General features: G+C 63.1%; 15 protein-coding genes. 6 read left to right on the top strand and 9 right to left on the bottom strand.

Annotation, left to right across the window (positions count from 1 at the left end):
- Nucleotides 1-44: 44 nt before the first annotated feature.
- A complete protein-coding gene (locus tag JHD67_RS01265) occupies nucleotides 45-479 on the bottom strand; it encodes an SUF system Fe-S cluster assembly regulator (RefSeq protein ID WP_199096516.1) in 435 nt (144 codons plus the stop codon).
- A gap of 352 nt (nucleotides 480-831) precedes the next feature.
- Between JHD67_RS01265 and JHD67_RS01260 the strand changes: the two genes are divergently transcribed.
- From JHD67_RS01260 to JHD67_RS01235, 6 genes are all read left to right on the top strand, one after another.
- Nucleotides 832-1,170, top strand: a complete 339-nt coding sequence (locus JHD67_RS01260; RefSeq protein ID WP_199096515.1) for a P-II family nitrogen regulator — start codon at nucleotides 832-834, stop codon at nucleotides 1,168-1,170.
- The gene (locus JHD67_RS01255) at nucleotides 1,160-2,488 is read left to right on the top strand and encodes an ammonium transporter (RefSeq protein ID WP_199096514.1); all 1,329 of its coding nucleotides are present in this window, start codon (nucleotides 1,160-1,162) and stop codon (nucleotides 2,486-2,488) included. The genes JHD67_RS01260 and JHD67_RS01255 overlap by 11 nt, the downstream gene beginning before the upstream one ends.
- Nucleotides 2,489-2,627: 139 nt before the next feature.
- Nucleotides 2,628-3,638 (top strand): phosphotransferase, encoded by a 1,011-nt coding sequence (locus JHD67_RS01250; RefSeq protein WP_199096513.1) that lies wholly within the window; start codon nucleotides 2,628-2,630, stop codon nucleotides 3,636-3,638.
- Between the two features lie 19 nt (nucleotides 3,639-3,657).
- Nucleotides 3,658-4,371 (top strand): N-acetylmuramate alpha-1-phosphate uridylyltransferase MurU, encoded by a 714-nt coding sequence (gene murU, locus JHD67_RS01245; protein WP_199096511.1) that lies wholly within the window; start codon nucleotides 3,658-3,660, stop codon nucleotides 4,369-4,371.
- A gap of 253 nt (nucleotides 4,372-4,624) precedes the next feature.
- Nucleotides 4,625-5,746, top strand: coding sequence for a sterol desaturase family protein (locus JHD67_RS01240; RefSeq protein WP_199096509.1), 1,122 nt, complete (start codon nucleotides 4,625-4,627; stop codon nucleotides 5,744-5,746).
- 161 nt (nucleotides 5,747-5,907) lie between these two features.
- The gene (locus JHD67_RS01235; protein ID WP_199096506.1) at nucleotides 5,908-6,069 is read left to right on the top strand and encodes a hypothetical protein; all 162 of its coding nucleotides are present in this window, start codon (nucleotides 5,908-5,910) and stop codon (nucleotides 6,067-6,069) included.
- Between the two features lie 165 nt (nucleotides 6,070-6,234).
- On the opposite strand, the gene JHD67_RS01230 is transcribed toward JHD67_RS01235, so the two are convergent.
- The 8 genes from JHD67_RS01230 to JHD67_RS01195 all read right to left on the bottom strand — a co-directional run bounded on the left by JHD67_RS01230 (nucleotide 6,235) and on the right by JHD67_RS01195 (nucleotide 21,540).
- The gene (locus tag JHD67_RS01230) at nucleotides 6,235-9,276 is read right to left on the bottom strand and encodes a TonB-dependent receptor (RefSeq protein WP_233171563.1); all 3,042 of its coding nucleotides are present in this window, start codon (nucleotides 9,274-9,276) and stop codon (nucleotides 6,235-6,237) included.
- 523 nt (nucleotides 9,277-9,799) lie between these two features.
- Nucleotides 9,800-12,838 carry a TonB-dependent receptor gene (locus JHD67_RS01225; protein ID WP_233171562.1) on the bottom strand — a complete coding sequence of 1,013 codons (3,039 nt, stop codon included), beginning with the start codon at nucleotides 12,836-12,838 and terminating at the stop codon, nucleotides 9,800-9,802.
- Between the two features lie 487 nt (nucleotides 12,839-13,325).
- Nucleotides 13,326-14,282 (bottom strand): protein translocase subunit SecF, encoded by a 957-nt coding sequence (gene secF / locus JHD67_RS01220; RefSeq protein WP_199096504.1) that lies wholly within the window; start codon nucleotides 14,280-14,282, stop codon nucleotides 13,326-13,328.
- A gap of 16 nt (nucleotides 14,283-14,298) precedes the next feature.
- Entirely contained in the window at nucleotides 14,299-16,170 is a 1,872-nt protein-coding gene (gene secD, locus JHD67_RS01215) for a protein translocase subunit SecD (protein WP_199096502.1), read from the bottom strand.
- Between the two features lie 89 nt (nucleotides 16,171-16,259).
- On the bottom strand, nucleotides 16,260-16,601 hold the full coding sequence (gene yajC, locus JHD67_RS01210) for a preprotein translocase subunit YajC (RefSeq protein ID WP_199096500.1): 342 nt from the start codon (nucleotides 16,599-16,601) through the stop codon (nucleotides 16,260-16,262).
- Between the two features lie 234 nt (nucleotides 16,602-16,835).
- Nucleotides 16,836-17,963: a tRNA guanosine(34) transglycosylase Tgt gene (tgt, locus tag JHD67_RS01205; RefSeq protein WP_199096498.1), complete on the bottom strand. Its 1,128-nt coding sequence runs from the start codon at nucleotides 17,961-17,963 to the stop codon at nucleotides 16,836-16,838.
- Nucleotides 17,964-18,056: 93 nt separating this feature from the next.
- On the bottom strand, nucleotides 18,057-19,088 hold the full coding sequence (gene queA / locus JHD67_RS01200; RefSeq protein ID WP_199096496.1) for a tRNA preQ1(34) S-adenosylmethionine ribosyltransferase-isomerase QueA: 1,032 nt from the start codon (nucleotides 19,086-19,088) through the stop codon (nucleotides 18,057-18,059).
- A gap of 73 nt (nucleotides 19,089-19,161) precedes the next feature.
- Nucleotides 19,162-21,540, bottom strand: coding sequence for a hypothetical protein (locus tag JHD67_RS01195; RefSeq protein WP_199096494.1), 2,379 nt, complete (start codon nucleotides 21,538-21,540; stop codon nucleotides 19,162-19,164).
- Nucleotides 21,541-21,580: the final 40 nt, after the last annotated feature.

The following is a 21,580-nucleotide window of genomic DNA, read 5'->3' as shown; positions in this document are numbered from 1 at the left end:
GTCTTCGGGTCGTCGTCGGTGGCGGGCGCGGATGGGCTTTCAGCTCATCCGATAAGGGTCGCGTCGATGCGACGACTGGGTGGTTTGAGCATGTCGGACAGGCTGACGGCGCGCAGCGCATTGCCCACCACGCCGTTGACGTGTTGCCAATTGGCGCGCACGCCGCATTGCGATTCGCGCTCGCACTGGCCTTCGGCCAGGCTGCACTCGGTCATGCCGATGGGGCCTTCCAGCGCTTCCACGATCTGCGCCAGGGTGATCTCGCCCGCCGGGCGTGCCAGACGATAACCGCCGTTGACCCCACGGAATGACTCCACCAACCCGGCGTGGCTCAGCGACTTCAGCAACTTGCTCACGGTGGGCAATTCCAGGTGCGCCTCATCGGCAATCTGCGCCGTGCTGAGCACGTCGTCAGGATGGGCGGCGATGCAGGTCATCACCACCGTGGCGTAGTCGGTGAGGCGGCTGACGCGAAGCATGGGAAGCGGCCGGGGACTGCGGGAATCGGGACCAAAATGGTACAGATTGCAGCCTTCAGGGTCAAACCGCGGCAGCGCACCAAAAGCGGGAATTGAGCTGCCCCTCTGCCCTGTTTCCGGGCAATGCCGAAGCGTAGGTTCACCATCCTCACCACCCAACCCGCCTCGTCATTCCCGCCAAGGCCTGAATCCAGCGTAGCCATTCACTACCAAGTCATTGAAAGCCCGTGGATTCCCGCTCTTTCGGGCATATCGTCAAGGGTCTGGTTCAGCGTTGCCTCTCATGGCGGCCTCCTGATGGCACGCATCCTGCTGCACTGCGGCATAACCACGGCACGGGGAGCCTTTGGGTATGAAGTGGATTACGGCCATCATCAAACCGTTCACGCTGGACGATGTCCGTCAGGCGCTGACCGAGGTGGGAGTGACGGGCATGACCGTCACGGAAGTAAAGGGGTTCGGGCGCCAGCACGGCCATACCGAGTTGTATCGGGGCGCCGAGTACGTGGTGGATTTCCTGCCCAAGCTGAAGTTGGAAGTGGCGGTGGCCGACGAGCAATTGGACCACGCGGTGGAGGCCATTATCGGCGCGGCCCGCACCGGCAAGATCGGCGACGGCAAGATCTTCGTGAGCGAACTGGAGCAAGCCATCCGCATTCGCACGCAGGAGGTCGACGTCGATGCGCTTTGATGCCAAGACCCTGCTCGCCATCGCCCCCCTGCTCACCGCCTCGCCCGCCTGGGCGCAGGCCGCTGCCGCGCCGACACATATAGATAGCGGCGACACCGCGTGGATGCTCACCGCCACCGCCCTCGTGCTGCTGATGACCATCCCGGGCCTGGCGTTGTTCTACGGCGGCATGGTGCGCGCCAAGAACCTGCTCTCCGTCTTGATGCAATGCTTCGCCATCACCGCGCTGGTCTCGGTGCTGTGGATGCTCTACGGCTTCTCGCTGGCCTTCAGCACCGAAGGCATGCAGGCCGGTGTAACCAACCTGCACTCGTTCATCGGCGGGCTCGACCGGGTGATGCTCGCAGGATTGAAGCCCGATTCGCGCTACCAGACGGTGCCGGAAAGCGTGTTCGTGATGTTCCAGCTCACCTTCGCCATCATCACGCCGGCGCTGATCATCGGCGCCTTTGCCGAGCGCATGAAGTTCAGTGCGCTGCTGTGGTTCAGCGGCTTGTGGCTCACCATCGTCTACCTGCCGATGGCCCATATGGTATGGAGCGGGCCAGGCTCGTTCCTGGGCGACCTGGGCGTGCTGGATTTTGCTGGCGGCACCGTGGTGCACATCAACGCAGGTATCGCCGGCCTGATGGCCTGCCTGGTGATCGGCAAGCGTCGCGGCTACCCCAACGTACCCATGCCGCCGCACAACCTGGGATACACCGTCATGGGCGCAAGCCTGCTGTGGCTGGGCTGGTTTGGCTTCAATGCCGGCTCCGCGGTAGCCGCCAACGGCAGCGCCGGCATGGCCATGCTCACCACGCAGATGGCCACCGCCGCCGCCGCGCTGGGCTGGCTGTTCGCCGAATGGATCGTGCATGGCCGCCCCAGTGTGCTGGGCATCGTGTCCGGGGCAGTCGCCGGTTTGGTGGCGGTCACCCCTGCCGCCGGCACGGCAGGCCCGGGCGGCGCCGTGGTGCTGGGCCTGATCGCGGGCGTGATCTGCTTCTTCAGCGCCACGCGCCTCAAGCACAAGCTGGGCTACGACGATACGCTCGATGTGTTTGGCGTACACGCGGTGGCCGGCATCGTCGGCGCCCTGCTCACCGGCCCGCTGGCTTCGCCCAAGCTGGGTGGCTTCGGCACAGTGGAGTCGCTGTGGGGCCAGTTGTGGATCCAGGCCAAGGGCGTGGGCTTTACCGTGGTATGGAGCGCGGTGCTGAGCCTGGTGATTCTCAAGCTGATCGACTGGACGCTGGGCCTGCGCGTAGACGACGAGCAGGAACAGATTGGCCTCGATCTCGCCCTGCACGAAGAGAAGGCTTACAACCTGTCCTGAGGCATCGACCACCAGCCCTCTCCCCGCCCGGGAGAGGGCTGGTGGTCGCTTGAACAGCCGCTCGAGCGCACGTCGCGGGCTCCTACAGTTCGGCCGGCCCACCCGCTAAGCTGCGCAGCATCGCCACTCGCAGCACACCATGACTACCGCCTCCGATCGCGCCGATGCCCGCCTGGCCTGGACCCGCACCACCCTCGGCGATGACACCCTCATGCTGGAACCGGCCTCCTCCGATGCGAGTTTCCGCAGCTATTGGCGCACGCGTCACCTTGGCAAAAGCTGGATCGTGATGGACTCGCCGCCGGCACAGGAAGATCCGCGTCCGTGGCTGGCCATCGGCGAACAACTCGCCGCTGCCGGCCTGCATGTACCGGCGGTGCAAGCGAAGGATCTGGAGCAAGGCTTTTTGCTGATCGAGGATCTGGGCAACCGCCTGTACCTTCCCGCGCTCGACGAACACAGCGCCGATGCGCTCTATGGCGACGCGATGAATGCCCTGCTGCGCATGCAGACGCGCATGCCGCACGATGCATTGCCACGTTTTGACCATGCCATGCTGGTGCGCGGCCTGGAAGTGATGCCCGAATGGTTTCTTGGTCGCCATCTCGGCCACACCCTCAGTTGCGATGAATGGGATGTGCTGGAAGCAGCCTTCGACGTGATCATCCATAACGCGCTGGAGCAGCCGCGTTGCTTTGTGCATCGCGATTACCACAGCCGCAACCTGCTGATCGTCGCGCACAACAACCCGGGCATCATCGATTTCCAGGGTGCCCTGTCGGGCCCCTGCACTTACGATCTCGCATCCTTGCTGCGCGATGCCTATGTGGTGTGGCCGCAAGAGCGCGTGGAAGGTTGGGTAGCGTCGTATCGCCAGCGATTGCTCGATGCCGGCATGATGGACGCGAGTGTTACCACCGAGCGCTTCCAGCGCTGGTTCGACCTTACCGGCCTGCATCGCCACGTACGCGTGCTCGGTCAGTTCTATCGACTGTGGTATCGCGACGGCAAGGCAGGTTATCTCGCCGATGTGCCTCGCGTGTATCACTACGTGGTATCGGTCGCGCGTCGTTATCCGGAACTGGGCGATTTCGTCGCGCTGCTGGAACGCCATGCGCACGGGCGCGATCTGACCAAGGTGGCGGCATGACCGACAAGAGCAGGTACGCATGCGCCACGCATTGATCTTCGCCGCCGGCCTGGGTGAGCGCATGCGTCCGCTCACCGAACACACGCCCAAACCGCTGCTGGCGGTAGGCGGCAAGCCATTGATCGAATGGCACCTTGAAAAACTGGCCGCCATCGACGTGCGCTATGTGGTCATCAATACCTCGCATCTGGCCGATCAGTTTCCCGAAGCACTGGGTGACGGCTCACGCTGGGGGCTGCGCATCCGTTATGCCTATGAAGGCACGACCCCGCTGGAAACCGGCGGCGGCATGTTCAATGCGCTGCCGCTGCTGGGGCCGGAACCTTTCCTCGTCATCAGCGGCGATGTCTGGAGCGATATCGATTTGGCCACCCTGCCCGCCGAACCCAAGGGCACGGCCCATCTACTGATGGTGGATAACCCCGCGCACCATCCACGCGGTGACTTTGCGCTGGATGCCCAGGGCCTGCTCCACGACCACGATACCCAGCCGCGCCTCACCTATAGCGGCATTGGCGTGTTCCGACGCGAGTTGCTCGACCACTGGCCGCGGGTGATCACCGATGCCGGCGCGCAGGAGCAGCCGCCGCGTTTCAAGCTTCGCCCCCTGCTGGAACGTGCCATCGTCCAAGGCCAGCTGCGCGGCAGCCATCATCCCGGCGCATGGACCGACGTGGGCACGCCCCAGCGTCTCAGCGAACTGGATGCACGCCTGCGCGCCGGGATGCTCTGATCATCGCCTTATTGGCCGCCCCTCAGGCCGGATGGATTGAACATCGTGGGATGAGTGATGCCCGGAAGGGCGTCGTGGCGCCCAGGCGGCGTCGATCAGAGCCCCCAAGCTGAGCGAAAGGAAGCGGGCGCAAAATCCTACCGGATGGATGCTGCCGGAGACCGGCGGTATCCTAAACCGCCCAGTTCTGTAGGGCGCCCTGCGCCAGGAGATGCCCTGCAGGACCGCCCCGCTTTCCCGCAAGGTATCCACGATGTCCGAACTTTGGTCTCACTTGGTCAGCTGGTTCGCCAGCCACGGCGTGCTGCCGGTGCTGCAGTTGCTGCACCTGGAAGGGCTGGCGGGCGATCCCAATGACATTGCCGCGTCCCTGCTCATCGCTGCCGTGCAGTTGGCCATCATCGGCCTTATTTTCCGCCCGCTGGAGAGCATCGTTCCCGCGGAGAAGTGGGAGAACCGCAAGCTGACCGCGGTGGATTTCCAGTACACGGTGATGATGCTGGTGGGTATCTTCCCCATCTTCAGCTACCTGATACTCACCCCCATCGCCAATTATTTTGGCGGCCCGGATACCGGCCCCAGCGATGCCAGCGCCTCGCCGCTCGCCATCACCCACTGGGTGCCGTGGCTCAAGCAGCATCCGTGGCTGCTGTTCGGCTGCTATTACCTGGTCTACGACTTCGTCTACTACTGGATGCATCGATTGCAGCACGCGCTGCCCTGGTGGTGGGCGCTGCACAGCATGCATCACAGTACACGGCAGATGAGCTGCTGGACCAATGATCGCGGCAGCCTGATCGACGGCTTCATCCAATCGATGATCCTGGCCTGCGTGGGCATCGTCATGGGCGTGGAGCCCGAGCAATTTGCCTGGTTGGTGCTATTTGGCGAACTGGTGCAGAACTTCTCGCACGCCAACGTGCGCATCGCTTTTGGCCCAGTGTTCAACCGCGTGTTCGTTTCGCCCAAGTTCCACCGTCTGCATCACATGCTGGTCGACCCCGAGCGTCCCAAGCTGCACAACTGCAATTTCGGTCAGGTATTCTCGATCTGGGACGTGCTGTTCGGCACCGCGCTTTATAACGAGCCGCTGCGCCCCACCGGGGTGGGCGATCCGATGGTGGACGATGACAACAACCACAACCTGATCGGCCTGCACTGGAACGCAGTGAAGCGCTTTTGGGGCGCGGTGCGCCGCCCGGCGGGATGGAAGTTCGGCGAAGTGGCGTTCGGGCCGGACTATCGTCCCATTCCCGTCGATCAACTCGACCTCCACGGCTTGGCGCACCATGTGATGCAACCCGCGCATGGCGCGGCGCCAACCGCTATGGACAGGGCAACGACCACGGACAAGACGTCGGCCGAGGTGGCCTGAGGTCCCATCCGTCATTCCATTCGGCGGAAGAAGTCGCGTGACCATGAATTCCACGAACACCCTCACACGCGGCAGCGGGGTGCGACTGGCTGGCTACACCGGCCGGAACTAGCCGCGTTCCAGTACCCGGCTCCCTAACCGGCTGCAGCAAGCCCTGCGCCGTGAAGGCTTGCACAAGAACGTCGGGCAGGCGGGCGTTCAACACGCGCGGGCTGATCCTGGCCGCTATCACGGCGGCAGGTGTGCTGGCGGTGGTGATGGTCATCGAAGGCATCGACGCATCGCTGCCCATGATGACAAGCGAACCGAACCTGACGCCCTGAGCCAAACACGTGGGCGGCCACGGCGGAGGAGCACGCGTAAAAAAGCCGCCGGGCAAGCCGGCGGCAGGGCATCGGTTTCCAAGAATCCTTTCCCTACGAAAACACCACGCGATGACGGGAGTGACATCGCGTGGCGTGGCTGGCCTTGCGGCCAGCACGAGCTCCTTAGAAGTCGTATGTGACCGAGAAGCGGCCGTAGCGCGGCGTGGTCTGGTACACGGCCGCACCGTAGGTGTTGGACACAGTGAACTTATCGTCTTCGTAGGTGGCATCGAGCACAGTCGGCTTGCGCTCGTTGAACACATTGAAGATGTTGAAGTTGAAGGCGAGCTTCTTGTCGCCCCACTCCGGACGATAAGTCACGCCAAGGTCCACGGTCTTGGTCCACGGCAGGTGGCCCATGCTGCCCAGGTTGGACGGCTTGCCGCCGCACCAGCGATACGCCGAGTAGTAGCCGCCCGCGGGATCGCTGTTGTCCGGACCGTAGAAGCCCAGGCATGCCTTGGGTGCGCCAGACATCACACGCAGCGCGCCGGACACCATCCACTCCGGCGAGATCATGTAGGTGCCATAAGCCTTCAGCTGATGCGTGCGGTTGTTGGACAGCTCGCCATTGCTGTTGACCATGAGCGACGGGGCATCCCAGTCCTGCGTCTTGGAGACGTCGTCCTGGCCCACGGTGGAGAGCACCTGGCCTTCCGTGTTGCCGTAGCTGCGCGAGAAGGTGTAGTCCACGCGGCCCTGCCACTTGCCATCAAACGGATGCTCCAGGAACAGGTCCAGCGCGTAGTACTTGCGCTTGGCACCCTGCTGGAAGCCCCAATCGCGGGTGGACATGCTCACCTTCTCGTAGCCGCTGCCATCGGCCTTGGCCAGCAGGAAGGTATTGGTCTCGCCCGGGTTGAAGATCAAGCAGCTATGCGGCAGCAGGACCGAATCCGGGTCGATGCCCTGCGCAGCCGCCTTGGCGATCAGCGGATCGGTATCGCACACGTCGTCAATGGCTGTCTGCAGCTTGCGCAAGGTGGCCTTGGCACCGAACACCCAGTCCGAACCCAGCTGCTTGCTGAAGCCGAGAATCGCTTCATCCTGGTACTGCGACTTCAGGTTGCTGGCCGTGACGGTCTTGGGATCGGGCGTTTCGCCATACTCGCCATTGGTAGATACCGGGCCGGGACCCAGCGCCTTCAGGCCGGTCGGGTTGCCATTGGCATCAATGCCGCCGTAGGTGAAGTACTCATAGGTGAAGGTCGACGGCGAAGCGCCACGGATCGCCACGCTGTTGGGCAACGCGAGGTAGTAGCGGCCCAGGTTACCGAACACCTTGAAGGTGGAGTCACCAAACACGTCCCAGCTGAAGCCCAGACGCGGGGCCCACTGGTTCTTGTTCTTCACATAGGCCTGGCCGGCCGCGTTGTAGTTGGTGAACTGGTCATCGCGCAAACCCAGGCTCAGCAGCCAGCGATCGTTGACCTGCCAGCGGTCTTCCAGGTACTGCGCCTTCTGGTCCACCGACATGCTGGTGGTGGTGGTGAACACGTAGCGACGCACGTAGTAGCCGTCGCCACCCGGCGCACCAATGCCCTGCTCGCTGGAAATCGGCGAGTTCGGCTTGGAGGTCTTGCTGTACAGCCACGCATAGCCGGGGCCGCTGACCTGCTGGCCTTCGTCCGTGGCGGTGAAGTGCATGTTGTCGATACCACCAGTGATGGTGTGATCGCCCAGCTTGTACTCAAGATCCAGGCGCAGACCATGCGTCTTGTTGTGCGCGTTCGGGTTCTTGGCGTACAGGATGGTGTTGCCGCTATAGACCGGATTGCCGCCGTTGTAGGCCGGATTCTGCAGATCCGGGCGGCTCAGGTACACCAGGCTCGGATCGAGACCGGGGATGGTCGAGTAATCGATCGCGCGGTTCTGGCCATAGGTTGCCGAAAAGGTCAGGTTATCGGTGATGTAGCTGGTGTACTTGCCGATATAGATGTCCGAACCGGTTTTGGTCGACGTATCGTTGCCGATGAAGTCGCTGTCCTTGCCGGTCGCATAGTCGTAGTAGTACTTCGAGCCGCTGTACTGCGTCTTGTTGGAGATGCTGGTCAATTCGAGGATGTTGCTCTCGTTGATGTTCCAATCCAGCTTCGCGTAGTACTTGGGAACCTTGTACGTGTAGTAGGTGTTGGCCGGCTGCGCCGCGACCGAGGTCGAGGTGGACTTGCCTTCCTGCTTCTCGGCTTCGGCCGCCACGAACAAGAACAGCTTGTCCTTGATCAGTGGACCGCCAACGTACGCGCTATAGGTGGTATTCCACTTGGTGTTGTCCTTGCGCGAGCGGTACTTGGTGCCCGGCAGGGTGTCGTCCGTGTAGGCGTAGCCATCCGGCAGCGCCTGGTTCGGGAAATAGACGTCCTTCGGATCCTGCGCAAGGAAACGCGGCGACCACAGCACCTGGCCACCGAAGTGCCACTCGTTGGTGCCGCGCTTACCCACCTGGCTGATCACACCGCCGTCCGAGCGGCCATACATGGCGCTATAGCCGCCGGTGTAGATTTCCTGCTGATCGATCGCACCATACGGCAGACCGATACCGCCCAGGTTGCTCAGCGGGTCGGTGGTGTTGTAGCCGTTGATGTAATAGGCATTCTCTGTGACCGAGGAGCCGCCGAAGGACACCACCGGCGAGCCAGCTTTCTGGCCGGAGAAGTAGTCGCTACCCTGCACCACGCCCGGCGCCAGCAGCGCGATGGCTTCGGCGCTGCGCCCCAGCGGCAGACGATCCAGATCCTGCGAGGTGATCACGGTGCGCGAATCCACCGACGATACGTCGATCGCCGGGAGCGCATTAGCGGTCACGGTCACGGACGCGAGCGCCTGCGCATTGGCTGCAGCCGCAAACGACACTTCCGTACCAGCGTTCACCGTAATGGAGACGTCCTTGCGCGTATCGACCGTGGCGCCATTCTTCTGGAGCACCACGTTGTAAGTGCCCAGCGGCAGATTACTGATGCGGTAGCGGCCCGCGTTGTCCACCGTCGCGGAGCGCGAGATACCGGTGGAACCCGTCACGGTTACCGTTTCGCCGGCTTCTGCCTGGCCAAAAATGGTGCCGGTAGTGGACTGCGCAAACGCCACGCCCGCCATGCCCATGGTCAACGCCATGGCCAGGGCCGAGCGCCGCAGGACGACAGCACCGTTCAACGTACGAAAGTTCATCGATTGGATCTCCCCGTAAATGCCCAAGAGGGCAAAAAAGCCGTGCCAGCCGAAGCCCGGCCAGCCAGATGCGTCTGGACGTGAATCTGAAAGAGGCTCCCCCTGCAGATCCCACCCTGCACGCGCCAGCGCAATTCCTTGCGCACCCCGCTTGTAAGCTTAAGTGAAGCTGACGTAAGCGAAATATGTAGCGAAAGTAGGGCTATTTCTTACGCCGTGTCAACACAGCTTTAATATTTGCTGCGGAGCAAAATTCCCGAACATTGGCCCATATCAACGACTATGCAAGCACTTACCTAACGCCAAATATTTGTCCTACAAGAAAAAATCTCGCCTGAAACGAAATTTCCAACGACCGTGGCTGCGTAAAATTTTGTCGAAAAAAAACCACCGGCCTAAGCCGGTGGTTCTGTGCAACACGCCTTGGAAGCACCATGCAATGTAGGTGTGGCCCTACACACCCGTTGCCCGTGGCGCCCGGGAAGGAAACGCCACGAAGCGTGGGAAGCATCGGTGGTACGACTTAGAAGTCGTAAGTCACCGAGAAGCGGGCGTAACGCGGTGCGGTCTGGTACAGCGCGGCACCGTAGGTGTTGGAGACAGTGTAGCGACCGGTTTCATAGACGCCGTCCAACACCGTCGGCTTGCGCTCATTGAGCACATTAAACACGTTCATGTTGAACGCCAACTTCTTGTCGCCCCAGGTCGGGCGATAGCTCACGCCCAGGTCGAGGAACTTGGTCCACGGCAAGCGACCGTTGCTGCCCAGCGGCGACGGCTGACCGCCGCACCAACGGTACTTGGACTTGTAGCCCGACGGATCACCTTCATTGGCGCCGTAGTAGCCCAAGCAAGCCTTCGGCGCACCGGACATCACACGCACCGCACCGGAAACCATCCATTCCGAGGCGATCTGGTAAGCGCCGAATGCCTTCAGCTGATGGGTGCGGTCGTTGGACAGCACACCATTGCTGTTCTCCATCAGAGCCGGGGTATCCCAGTCTTGCGTCTTGGACACGTCGTCCTGACCGATGGTCGAGAGCACCTGGCCTTCCGTGTTGCCGTAGCTGCGCGAGAAGGTGTAATCCACACGACCCTGCCACTTGCCATCGAACGGATGCTCGACGAACAGGTCCAGTGCGTAGTACTTGCGCTTGGCGCCCGAAGCGAAGCCCCAATCCTTGGTCGACATGCTGACCTTGGTGTAGCCGCTGCCGTTGGCATTGGCCAACAGGAAGTCGTTGGTCTCGCCCGGGTTGAAGATCAAGCAGCCGTGCGGGAGCACCACGCTCTTCGGATTGACGCCGGTAGCGACGAGTTTGGCTTCGACCGCATCCGGATCGCACACGTCGTCGATCGCGCTCTGCAGCTTGCGCACGGTGACCTTGGCGCCATACAGCCAGTTGGAGCCCAGCGTCTTGTTGAAGCCAAGGATGGCTTCATCCTGGTACTGCGACTTCAGGTTGGACGCGGCGACCGAATGCGCATCCGGCGCCTGGCCGTATTCGCCGTTGGTCGACACCGGGCCCGGGCCCATCGGCTTCAGGCCGGTCGGCGCACCGTTGGCATCGATGCCGCTATAGGTGAAGTACTCGTAAGTGAAGGTCGAGGCCGAGGCACCGCGAATCGCCACGCTGTTGGGCAGCGCGAGGTAGTAGCGCCCGAGGTTACCGAACACCTTGAAGGTGGAATCGCCGAACACGTCCCAGCTGAAGCCCAGACGCGGCGCCCACTGGTCCTTCTGGTCGACGTACTTCACCGCAGCGCTGTTGTAGTTGGTGAACTGGTCGTCACGCAGGCCGAGCTTCACCATCCAGCGATCATTGATCTGCCAGGTGTCCTCGATGTACTGCGCCTTCTGGTCCACCGCCATGCTGGTGGTGGTGGAGAACACGTAGCGAGCGGTGTAGTAACCCTTACCACCCGGAGCGCCAACGCCGAAGGCCGGCTGGATCGGCACATTCTCCTTGCCGGTCGCCGCCTTGTAGTAAATCCACGCGTAGCCCGGACCGCTGATCTGCTGGCCTTCGTTGGTGGCCTTGTAGTGCATGTTGTCGATACCAGCCGACAGCAGGTGATCGCCCAACTTGTACTCAAGGTCGAGGCGCAGACCGTGGGTCTTGTTCTTCGCGCCCGGGTCCTTCACGTACAGCACGGTGTTGCTGTTACGAATCGGCGTGCCGCCGGTATAGGCCGGGTTCTGGTTGGTGACGCCGCTAAGGTAGTTCTGCGTGGTGGTCAGGCCCGGCGTGTTCGAATAGTCGATCGCGTAGTTCTGGCCATACGTCGCCGAGAACGTCAGGTTGTCGGTGATATAGCTGGTGTACTTGCCGATGTAGATGTCCGAACCCGTCTTGGTTGACGTGTCGTGACCGGCCAGGCTGCTTTCCACGCCCGTGGCGTAGTTGTAGCGATACAGGTCACCGCTGTACTCGGTCTTGTTGGAAATGCTCGTCAGCTCGAGGATGTTGCTGTCGTTGATGTTCCAGTCGAGCTTGGTGTAGTACTTGGGAATCTTGTACGTGTAGTACGTGTTGGCCGGCACCGCCGCCGTGGACGAGGACGTCGACTTGCCTTCCTGCTTCTCAGCTTCAGCCGCCACGAACAGGTACAGCTTGTCCTGAATCAGCGGACCACCCATGTAAGCGCTGTAGGTGTTGTTCCACTTCACGTTGTCCTTGCGCGAGCGGTACAGCGTGCCCGGCTGGCTCTTGTTGGTGTAACCGTAGCCGGCCGGCAGCGCATTGTTCGGGAAATAGACGTCCCTGGGCGACTCGGCGAGGAACCGCGGCGACCACAGCACCTGGCCACCGAAGTGCCAGTCGTTCGTGCCGCGCTTGCCGACCTGGCTGATCACGCCACCGTCCGAACGACCGTACATGGCGCTGTAACCACCGGTGTAGATTTCCTGCTGGTCGATCGCGCCGTACGGCAGACCGATACCGCCCAGGTTCTTCAGTGGGTCGGAGCTGTTGTAGCCGTTGATGTAGTAGGCGTTCTCGCTGACAGCGGAACCACCGAACGACACCACCGACGAACCAGCGGACTGGCCGGAGAAGTAGCCGCTACCCGGCACCACGCCCGGCGCCAGCAGTGCGATGGCTTCGGCGCTACGACCCAGCGGCAAGCGCTCCAGGTCCTGCGAGGTCACCACGGTGCGCGAATCGACCGACGACACGTCGATCGCCGGCAGCGCATTGGCGGTCACGGTCACGGCGGACAATGCCTTCGCATCGGCGCTCACGAAGGACACTTCGGTACCCGCGTTCACCGTAATGGAAACATTGTTGCGGGTATCGACGGTCGAGCCACCCTTCTGCAGCTGCACGGAGTACGTGCCCAGCGGCAGGTTGGCAATGCGGTAACGACCCGAGTTATCGACGGTCACCGAACGGGTGATGCCGGTGGAACCGGACACGGTCACCGTTTCGCCGGCTTCTGCCTGGCCAAAGATGGTACCGGTGGTCGACTGTGCGAACGCCGCGCCCGCCAGACCCATGGTCATGGCAATGGCGAGCGTCGAGCGTCGCAGCACCAGGCCATTCAACTTATTCGAACTCATCAAACGTTTCTCCCCGAAAAAACCCGAAAATGGGCAAAACAATGCCGGGTCCACGCGGCTACGCCGGTTGACCAAAAGTCGTCAGGTTCGAATCTGAAGGCTCCCCCAGCAGACCCCCCCCCACACGGCCCGCGTATTCGCCCGGCCTGCGCGCCTCCTGTCATCGCAATGTTTCGCGCTTGAAACAGGAAGTAACTACGAACATGGGTTATTTCTTACGATCTGTCAACAATAAATTCACATCTTCAGTCTGAAGAAAGGAAGTACTTTGCAGGCCGCATTCCTACGTCGACCGACGGCGAAAACGGCGTTAGCTTGCTGAAAGACTGGAATTTTCTTGGGAAAGATCCCCATGGCGCCCCGCCCATAGGCTGCTGAAAACGCCCGGCTGTCCGCCACACAAGACAGGCCGTTCGCCACAAAAGGACGCAAAAAAAAACGGCCCGGAAAACCGGGCCGTTTGCTTGAGCGGGGTGGCTGCCGATGCTTATGGACGGCGCGCCAGCTCCGGGTTTTCCTTGGACTTGGGCATCAGGTCCTGCTTGGACACGCCCAGCCACAGCAGGATCGGGCTCGCCACGAAGATCGAGGACAGCGTACCCACCAGGATGCCGATCAACATGGTGATGGCGAAGCCGTGCACCACCGGGCCACCGAAGAAATACAGCGCCGCCATGGTGATGGCCGTGAACAGCGCGGTGATGATGGTTCGCGACAGCGTGTTGTTGATCGAACGGTTGAGGATCTCCTCCGGCTCGGCCTTGCGGGCCAGGCGGAACAGCTCACGCACGCGGTCGAACACCACCACCTTGTCGTTGATCGAGTAACCGATCACCGCCAGCACCGAGGCCAGCACCGTCAGGTCAAACTCACGCTGGGTAAGCGCGAAGATGCCCACCGTCACCAGCGCGTCGTGCGCCTCGGTGGCAATGGCCGCCACCGCGAAACGCCACTCGAAGCGGATGCCCAGGTATAAGCCGATGCCGAGTACCACCACGATGGCGGCGATCACACCGTCACTGCGAAGCTCATCGCCCACGGTAGAACTGACGTAGTCGCGGCTCTTGACGCTCACATCCGCGCGAGCGGCCTTGAGCACTGCGGTAGTCACCGCCGACACCTTGTCCAGGTTGACCTTGCCCGCCTCGTCCTTCATTGCGGCGGTGGGCTGGAAGCGCACCGATACTTCGCGCGTGCCGCCGAGGCTGGCCACCAGTGAATGCTCGATGCCACCCTTGTCCAGGGCCTCCTGCACTTCGACGGTGGTCACCGGGTTCTCGTAGTCCACTACCAGCGATACACCGCCGGTGAAGTCGAGACCGTAGTTGAGGCCTTTCACGGCGATCAGCGCGATGGAGGCAAGCATCAGCAGGATGGCGATACCCACGCTGATCTTCCTCATACCGAGGAAGTTCACATTGGCGTTGTGGTTGAAGATTTCCATAGGTGTCTGTTCCTCTTCAGACCGACAGCGTCTTGAGCTTGCGATGACCGTGGATCAGCGCCGTGATGGCGTGCGTCACGGTGACCGAGGTGAACATCGAGGTGAGGATGCCGATCAGCAACGTCACGCCGAAGCCCTTGATCGGACCCGAGCCCATCGTGGTCAGAGCCAGTGCGGCGATAAGGTGGGTGACGTTGGCGTCGAGAATGGTGGCCCAGGCCTTGTCGTAACCGGCGCGAATAGCCGCCAGCGGCGAGGAACCATTGCGCAACTCTTCTCTTACGCGTTCGCAGATGAGCACGTTGGCGTCAATCGCCATACCCAGGGTCAGCACGATACCGGCAATGCCCGGCATGGTGAGCGTGACGCCCACGGCGGACATTACCGCCACCAGAATCACCAGGTTGAAGAACAGCGCCACGTCGGCCACCAGACCGAACAGCTTGTAGTAGAACGCGGCCGCAAGCAGCACCAGGGCCAGGCCCAGGGTGACGGCACGCAGGCCCTTCTGGATGTTTTCCTGACCCAGGCTCGGGCCGATCACGCGCTCTTCGACGATGTCGATCGGCGCGGCCAGCGAGCCGCCCTTGAGCAGCAGCGCCAACTCGGAGGCTTCCTTCGGGCTGCGCAGGCCGGTGGTCTGGAAGTTCTTGCCGAACACACCATTGATGGTGGCGTAGTTGATCACCTCTTCGGTGATCTTGGGCGTACGCACTTCCTTACCGTCGACGATCTTGGTCTCGACCACGCGCTCCACATACACCACACCCATCGGCTTGCCGACGTTACCGGTGGTGAAGTCCAGCATCTTCTTGGCGCCAACCGCATTGAGCGTCACCGACACCGCGGGCGAACCGCTCTGCTGGTCGAAGGTGGAGGACGCATCCACCAGCTGGTCGCCGGTGACGATGATGTTCTTGCTGAGCAGGTAAGGCTGACCCTCGCGGCCCTTGTACAGGCGCGCATCCGGCGGAACGATGCCCGAGCGGGCCACGTCCATCGCCTGCTGCGGCGTACCGTAGCCGGCGCGATATTCCAGCGTGGCGGTCGCGCCGATCAGCTTCTTGGCTTCGGCGGTGTCCTGCACGCCGGCCAGCTCGACCACGATGCGGCTGTCGCCCTGCTGCTGGATGATCGGCTCGGACACACCCAGCGCATTGATACGATTGCGCAAGGTGCCCAGGTTCTGGCGAATGGTGTTGAGCGACAGCTCACGCAGCTTGTCCGGGCGCACCGCGGCATTCAACGGGAAGCGATCGCCGCTGGCGCTCGCGTCCTGCACGGTCAGATCGGGGTATTCGGTAGCGATGATGTTCGCCGCCGCGGCGCGATCCTCGGCGGACTTGAGCACCACCGATACGCCCTGCCCGCGCTGCGCGTTGCGCGTCACCGACTCATAGCGAATGTTCTTTTCACGCAGCAGGCTGCGGATATCGTCGGCATAGCGCGTTTCCTGCTTGTCGATCACATCGTTCTGATCGACCTGCATGAGAAAGTGCACGCCACCCTGCAAGTCCAGGCCCAGCGGCATCGACTTGGCGCCGATGGCGGTGAGCCAGGCCGGCACGGTGGGCTTGAGATTGAACGCTACCGTGTAGTCATCGCCCAGGGCCGCCTTGATGCTATCGGCAGCGCTCTTCTGCACATCGGCATTGGAGAAGCTGGCGAGCAGGTGGTCGCCCTTGATCTCGATGCCCGTGTTGGCGATGTTCGCCTGCGCAAGGGCCGCGACGACCTTCTGCTCGAGCGCCTGGTCGACGGTGCCGTTGCGGTTGGCCGTGATCTGCACGGCAGGTACCGGCAGGAACGCGTTGGGCAACGCATAGACAATGCCGAGCACCAATACGATGGCGACCAGCGCATATTTCCAGCGTGGAAAATCACTCATGCCTTGAATCCGTCAAAAGCCGCGGCCTGAGGCCGGCCGCGGCGAGCAATGCATCGGATGGACCGGGACCCCTCCGCCCCGGCAAGTCGTCAGGACGACTTCAGCGTGCCCTTGGGCAGCACCTGCTGCACGGCACCCTTCTGCAGCTTGATCATCACGTTCGGCGCGATTTCGACCGTGATGAAGCTCTCACCCACGTCGGCCACCTTGCCGGCGATGCCACCGTTGGTGACCACCTCGTCGCCCTTGGACAACGCCGCCACCATGGTGCGGTGTTCTTTCTGGCGCTTCATCTGCGGACGAATCATCAGGAAATAGAACACGACGAACAGCAGGATCAGCGGCAGGAACGTCATGATCGGGTTCGGTGCCTGGGCTGCGCCGGCGGCCGGAGCGGCCTGAGCGATCACGAAGGACGTCGTAAGATTCATCAGCTTGTCTCGTAAGTAGCGGTTCCAACGGGAATTTCCGTCGAAACCTGATAAAAGATCGTGGATTATGCCATGCGCCCCCGGGGCCTGCATGCGTCACAAGAACCGTCCGCCAAGGGGTTGGCGGCGGCCGATGGCAATTCCAAGGGGCTGGACCGGGGCGGCAGGCAGATGGTTCCCCGATCGCGGCATGCCGCCCTTCCGGCGCCAACCGGCATGGAGCCGCTTATGGCGTCAGGCCACAACGCCGCCCTGGCGGCGGGCATAGAACTCCGCCACGAAGTCGTCCAGCTGACCCGCCGCGATAGCGTCGCGCAGACCCGCCATCAGGCGCTGGTAGTGACGCAGGTTATGCATGGTCGCCAGCTGGCTGCCCAGAATCTCATTGCAACGATCCAGGTGGCGCAGATACGCGCGGCTGAAGCCGTTGCTGCACGCGTAGCAATCGCAGCCTTCCTCGATCACCCGGGTATCCAGCGCGTACTTGGCATTGCGGATACGCAAAGTGCCCTCGTTGGTGAACAGGAAGCCATTGCGCGCATTGCGGGTAGGCATGACGCAATCGAACATGTCGATGCCGCGGCGCACCGCTTCCACGATGTCCTCCGGCCGACCCACGCCCATCAGGTAGCGCGGTCTGTCCTGCGGCAACAGGGGCACCGTGAAGTCCAGCGCATGGTTGCGCTCAGCCTCCGGCTCGCCCACGGCGAGGCCGCCCACCGCGTACCCGTCGAAGCCGATCTCGATCAGGCCCTCCGCCGAACGACGGCGCAGGTTTTCGTACACGCTACCCTGCACGATGCCGAACAGCGCATTGGGGTTCTTCAGGTCGTTGAAGGCGCGGCGCGAACGCTCGGCCCAGCGCAGGCTCAGTTCCATCGAGGTGGAGGCGACCTTTTCGGTGGCCGGGTACGGCGTGCACTCGTCAAAGATCATCACCACGTCCGAATCCAGCACCTTCTGGATCCGCATCGATTCTTCCGGCGAGAGAAACACCTTGGAGCCGTCCACCGGCGAAGCGAACGCCACGCCTTCCTCGGTGATCTTGCGCTTGTGCGCCAGCGAGAACACCTGGAAACCGCCCGAATCGGTGAGGATGGGTTTGTCCCAGCCGATGAATTTGTGCAGGCCACCGAACTGCTCCACCACGTCGAGACCGGGGCGCAGATACAGGTGGAAGGTGTTGCCCAGGATGATTTCAGCGCCGATCTCGCGGACATCCCGCGGCGTCATCGCCTTCACCGAGCCATAGGTACCCACCGGCATGAAGGCCGGCGTTTCCACCGTGCCGCGGTCAAACGTGAGGCGGCCGCGACGGGCCGCGCCATCGGTGGCCTGGAGTTCGAAGGTCATGGAAGTCATCGGCGCATTATCGCCGGTTACGACGTTTCGTGCTTTGTCCGCCTGAACGCCGGCCCCCTCCACCCACCCGAAGCCAGCGGCGGCGCGCGGGCTTCAGCCGCCCTGCGGCAAGATCAACATGGCGTCGCCATAGGAGAAAAAGCGGTATTTCTGCTCCACCGCATGGCGGTAGGAGGCCAGCATGAAATCCCGCCCGGCCAACGCGGACACCAGCATCAGCAGGGTCGATTGGGGCAAGTGGAAGTTGGTGAGCAGGCCGTCGATGCTGCTGAACTTGTAGCCCGGAAAAATGAAGATCTGGGTTTCGCCGGCAAAGGGCTGCAATTCGCCATCGCGACTGGCACTCTCCAGCGCGCGCACCACCGTGGTACCCACGGCGAACACGCGACCACCCGCGGCGCGCGTGCGGCGTATCTGCTCCACCAGGCCAGCCCCCACGTTAAGCCACTCGCGGTGCATCTGGTGATCCTTGATGTCGTCCGCGCGCACCGGCTGGAAGGTGCCCGCTCCCACATGCAAGGTCACATAGCCGAACTGGATGCCGCGTTCACGCAGCAGCGCCAGCGTGGCTTCGTCGAAATGCAGCCCGGCGGTGGGCGCGGCCACCGCGCCCGGCGAGCGGGCAAACACGGTCTGATAGCGCTCCATGTCGCTGGCATCGGCGTGGCGCTCGATGTATGGCGGCAAGGGCATTTCCCCCAGGCGCAGCAGCAGGCGCTCCAGCGGATCAGGCGATTCAAAGCGCAGTTGGAAGAAGGGCCCCTCACGCCCCAGCACCACGGCAAAGCTGCCGTCCGCCAGTTCGATACGGCCACCTTCCTTGGGCTTTTTGCTCACGCCCAACTGCACGGTGGCCTCGTGTGTACCGGTCACGCGCTCAATCAGGATCTCGACCGCCCCGCCGCTTTCCTTGCGCCCGTACAGGCGCGCCGGTAGTACGCGGGTGTCGTTGAAGACCAGCAGGTCACCCTCGCGCAGGAACTGCGGCAGGTCACGGAACATGCGGTCCTGCCGCGTCTGGCCGTCCACATCCAGCACCAGCAGGCGGCTGGCCGAACGCTCGGCCAAGGGTGCCTGGGCAATCAGCTCGGGGGGCAGCTCGAAATCGAAATCGGTCTTCTTCACGGCAGGGCGCTTGCGTCGAATAGGCCATTATCGCGCAAAGCGCGGGGCGACGCCCCGCGCCCGGGCCAAAGCCTCAGTGCGAGCCGCCGTTGGCGCGCCGGCGGCGACGCCACACCCAGGCACCAAATGCCACCATCACCAACGCAAGAACCGCCACCTCATAGGGCAAGTAGCGCCGCACCGCGTGACGGACCGCAGCCACCTGCTGCGTGCGCTGCAATTGGCGGGCGCGGTCAAAATCAGGCTCCTCGCAATCGCGGCCGAAGTCCTCCGCCCAGTCCACATAGGGACCCTGCTTCACATAGCGCGCATACAGGGCATCGGCGCGTTGCAGGCGCTCCGGCACACCCTTGGGCTTCTCCTCGCCCCAGCCCTGATAGTTGTCTTCGTAATCCGGAGGACCGTCCTGCATCCAGCCCGTGGCCTGGCAAAGCACCGCAGCAAAGGCCTGCGAGCGCGGCGGCAGCAGATCAGCGGCGGCGCTGGCCTCGTCGGCGGCAATGTAGCGATAGTGGAAGCGGCGCTCCGGCTTGGCCACGCTGTCGGCATAACGCTGGCGTTCGCCATCGGTCACGAACCCCTGCTTGAGCGATTCGGCGGCCTGCCCGCTGCCACCCTGGAACCCGCCACCGTTGTCGGTGTAATCGGGGCCCTGCTCGTAGCCCAGGATTTCCATGCCGTCCTCGCGTGCGATCTTCGCCGCGGCGTAAAGCCCCTGCGCACGACCGATACGGGTCCAGGCATGCTCGCCTTCATGCAAAGCCTTTGCATAGGCCGCAGCCTTGCTGCGCAAGGTCGTTGCCTGGGGCTTGCCTTCGTCGTCATAGCTGGCGAAGCGCGGATCGCCATCGACGGGGAAATACGCCTGCGCTTCGTCATAGCGCCCGGCGCGCATCAGGCGGCGCGCCAGCAGCCAGCGCAGGTTATCGCCCAGCGGGCGCTGATTGCGGTAATAGCCCTCCTCGTCCTTGCCCTTGGGCGGCACCGGGGTGGCGGGGGCACGGGCATCGACAAAGGTCTTGAGCTCATCCACCGTAAGCACGCGCTCAGCAACATAGTTGGCATCGTTGCCATAGCCGTAGCCGCCACCGTCACCCTCCTCGTCATAGAGGTTGCCGTCGCCGCCCACGCCTTGCGCGGCGTCGTAAAGGTGACCCAGCGCCTCGACGTATTCGCCGCGAGCAAGCGCCAGCACGCCTCGCTCGCCGGTAAGCAGTTGCACGTTGCCCGGCTCCAGGGCGGGCTGCGCTTGGCCGGCCTTGGGGAAGGCCTTGGCCGCTGCCGCGTAGGCCGCACTGGCGGCCGCCAGGTCGCCCTTTTGCAATGCGAGTTTGGCGCGCACCCAATCGGCCAGCGGACCGCTGGCCTTGGCCGCGAAATTCGCGGCCACGTCGTAGTGACCGGTTTCGTAGGCCAGCGCGGCCAGACGATCGGCGCCGCTAACCTTGTGCAGGCCGCGCTGCTCGATCGCCTGCATCAGCGTCGCCAGACGCGGATCGGGCTTGCTCGCCTCGCCGCTGACGGAGTCGATGCTGCCGCCGCCAAGGCGCGCCAGCGCGTAGGCCACCAGCATGCGCTGCGCCACCGGGCCATCGATCAGCCCGGCCAACTGCGACGGCGTGCGCAACGTTTGATCGGCCAGGACCACCAGCGATTGCACGCCGCTGTCCGAACCGTAGCCCGCCTGTGCGGCGTACAACGTAATGGCGCGCTTGAGATCGGCCACGGCGATACCGTCGCCACAATGATTCTGAGAGTCGTTGAGGTTGTCCCAACTGCACTGCTCGCCGGCACTGTAGAGATACAGACGCGCTTCCTCGCCAAAACTGGCCACGGCCAGCGCCTGCGCATCGTCAGCGCCGGCTACCGCGCGCGTGCGGGCCAGCTCGAAGGCCTTGGCAGCCTCGCTGCGCGCGTGCTGGAACGCCGTCGCATCGCCGGCCGCTTTCATCTGCTCGGCATGGATGCGCCCCAGCATGAAGGCTGCCCACACGCCGCGCAGCTTGGCCTGCTCAGGCGGCAGCGCCAACACTTCCTCGAAGCGCGCTGCCGCGTCATCCAGCCGCTCCTGCGCAAAGGCCACCGCGCCCGCCGTATAGGCGCGCAAATCGGCCGGCAGATCTTTGCCTTGGGCATAGGCTTCATCGGCGCTGTCGAGCTGACGCAGGGCGGCCACCCGTTCCGCCTGCGCGGTACTCAAACCCAAGGTCTTGGCCTGCGCAGCGGCGTCGGGCGCCGATGCATCCCCGCCACCCGACGGAGCGGCCACCAGCTTGTCGGTCGGCTCCAACAGGTGCATCGCCTCGAAAGCGAAGCTGTTCTGCGGGGTTGCCTTGAGCGTATCGGCGCGGTGATCGAGCAACTGGTTGGGGAACATCGGGCCACAGGCCCAGGCCACGGCACCCGCGAGCGAGGTGAGCAGGCCAGCGACGATCCATGAGCGCTTGTACATGAGGTTACCTGTCAACGGGGCGCTCCGCGCCCGATATCGC

Source organism: Dyella sp. ASV21, assembly GCF_016428975.1.
GTDB lineage: Bacteria > Pseudomonadota > Gammaproteobacteria > Xanthomonadales > Rhodanobacteraceae > Dyella.
The sequence above is the reverse complement of the archived record's forward strand: the minus strand, read 5'-3'. Positions and strand labels throughout refer to the sequence as shown.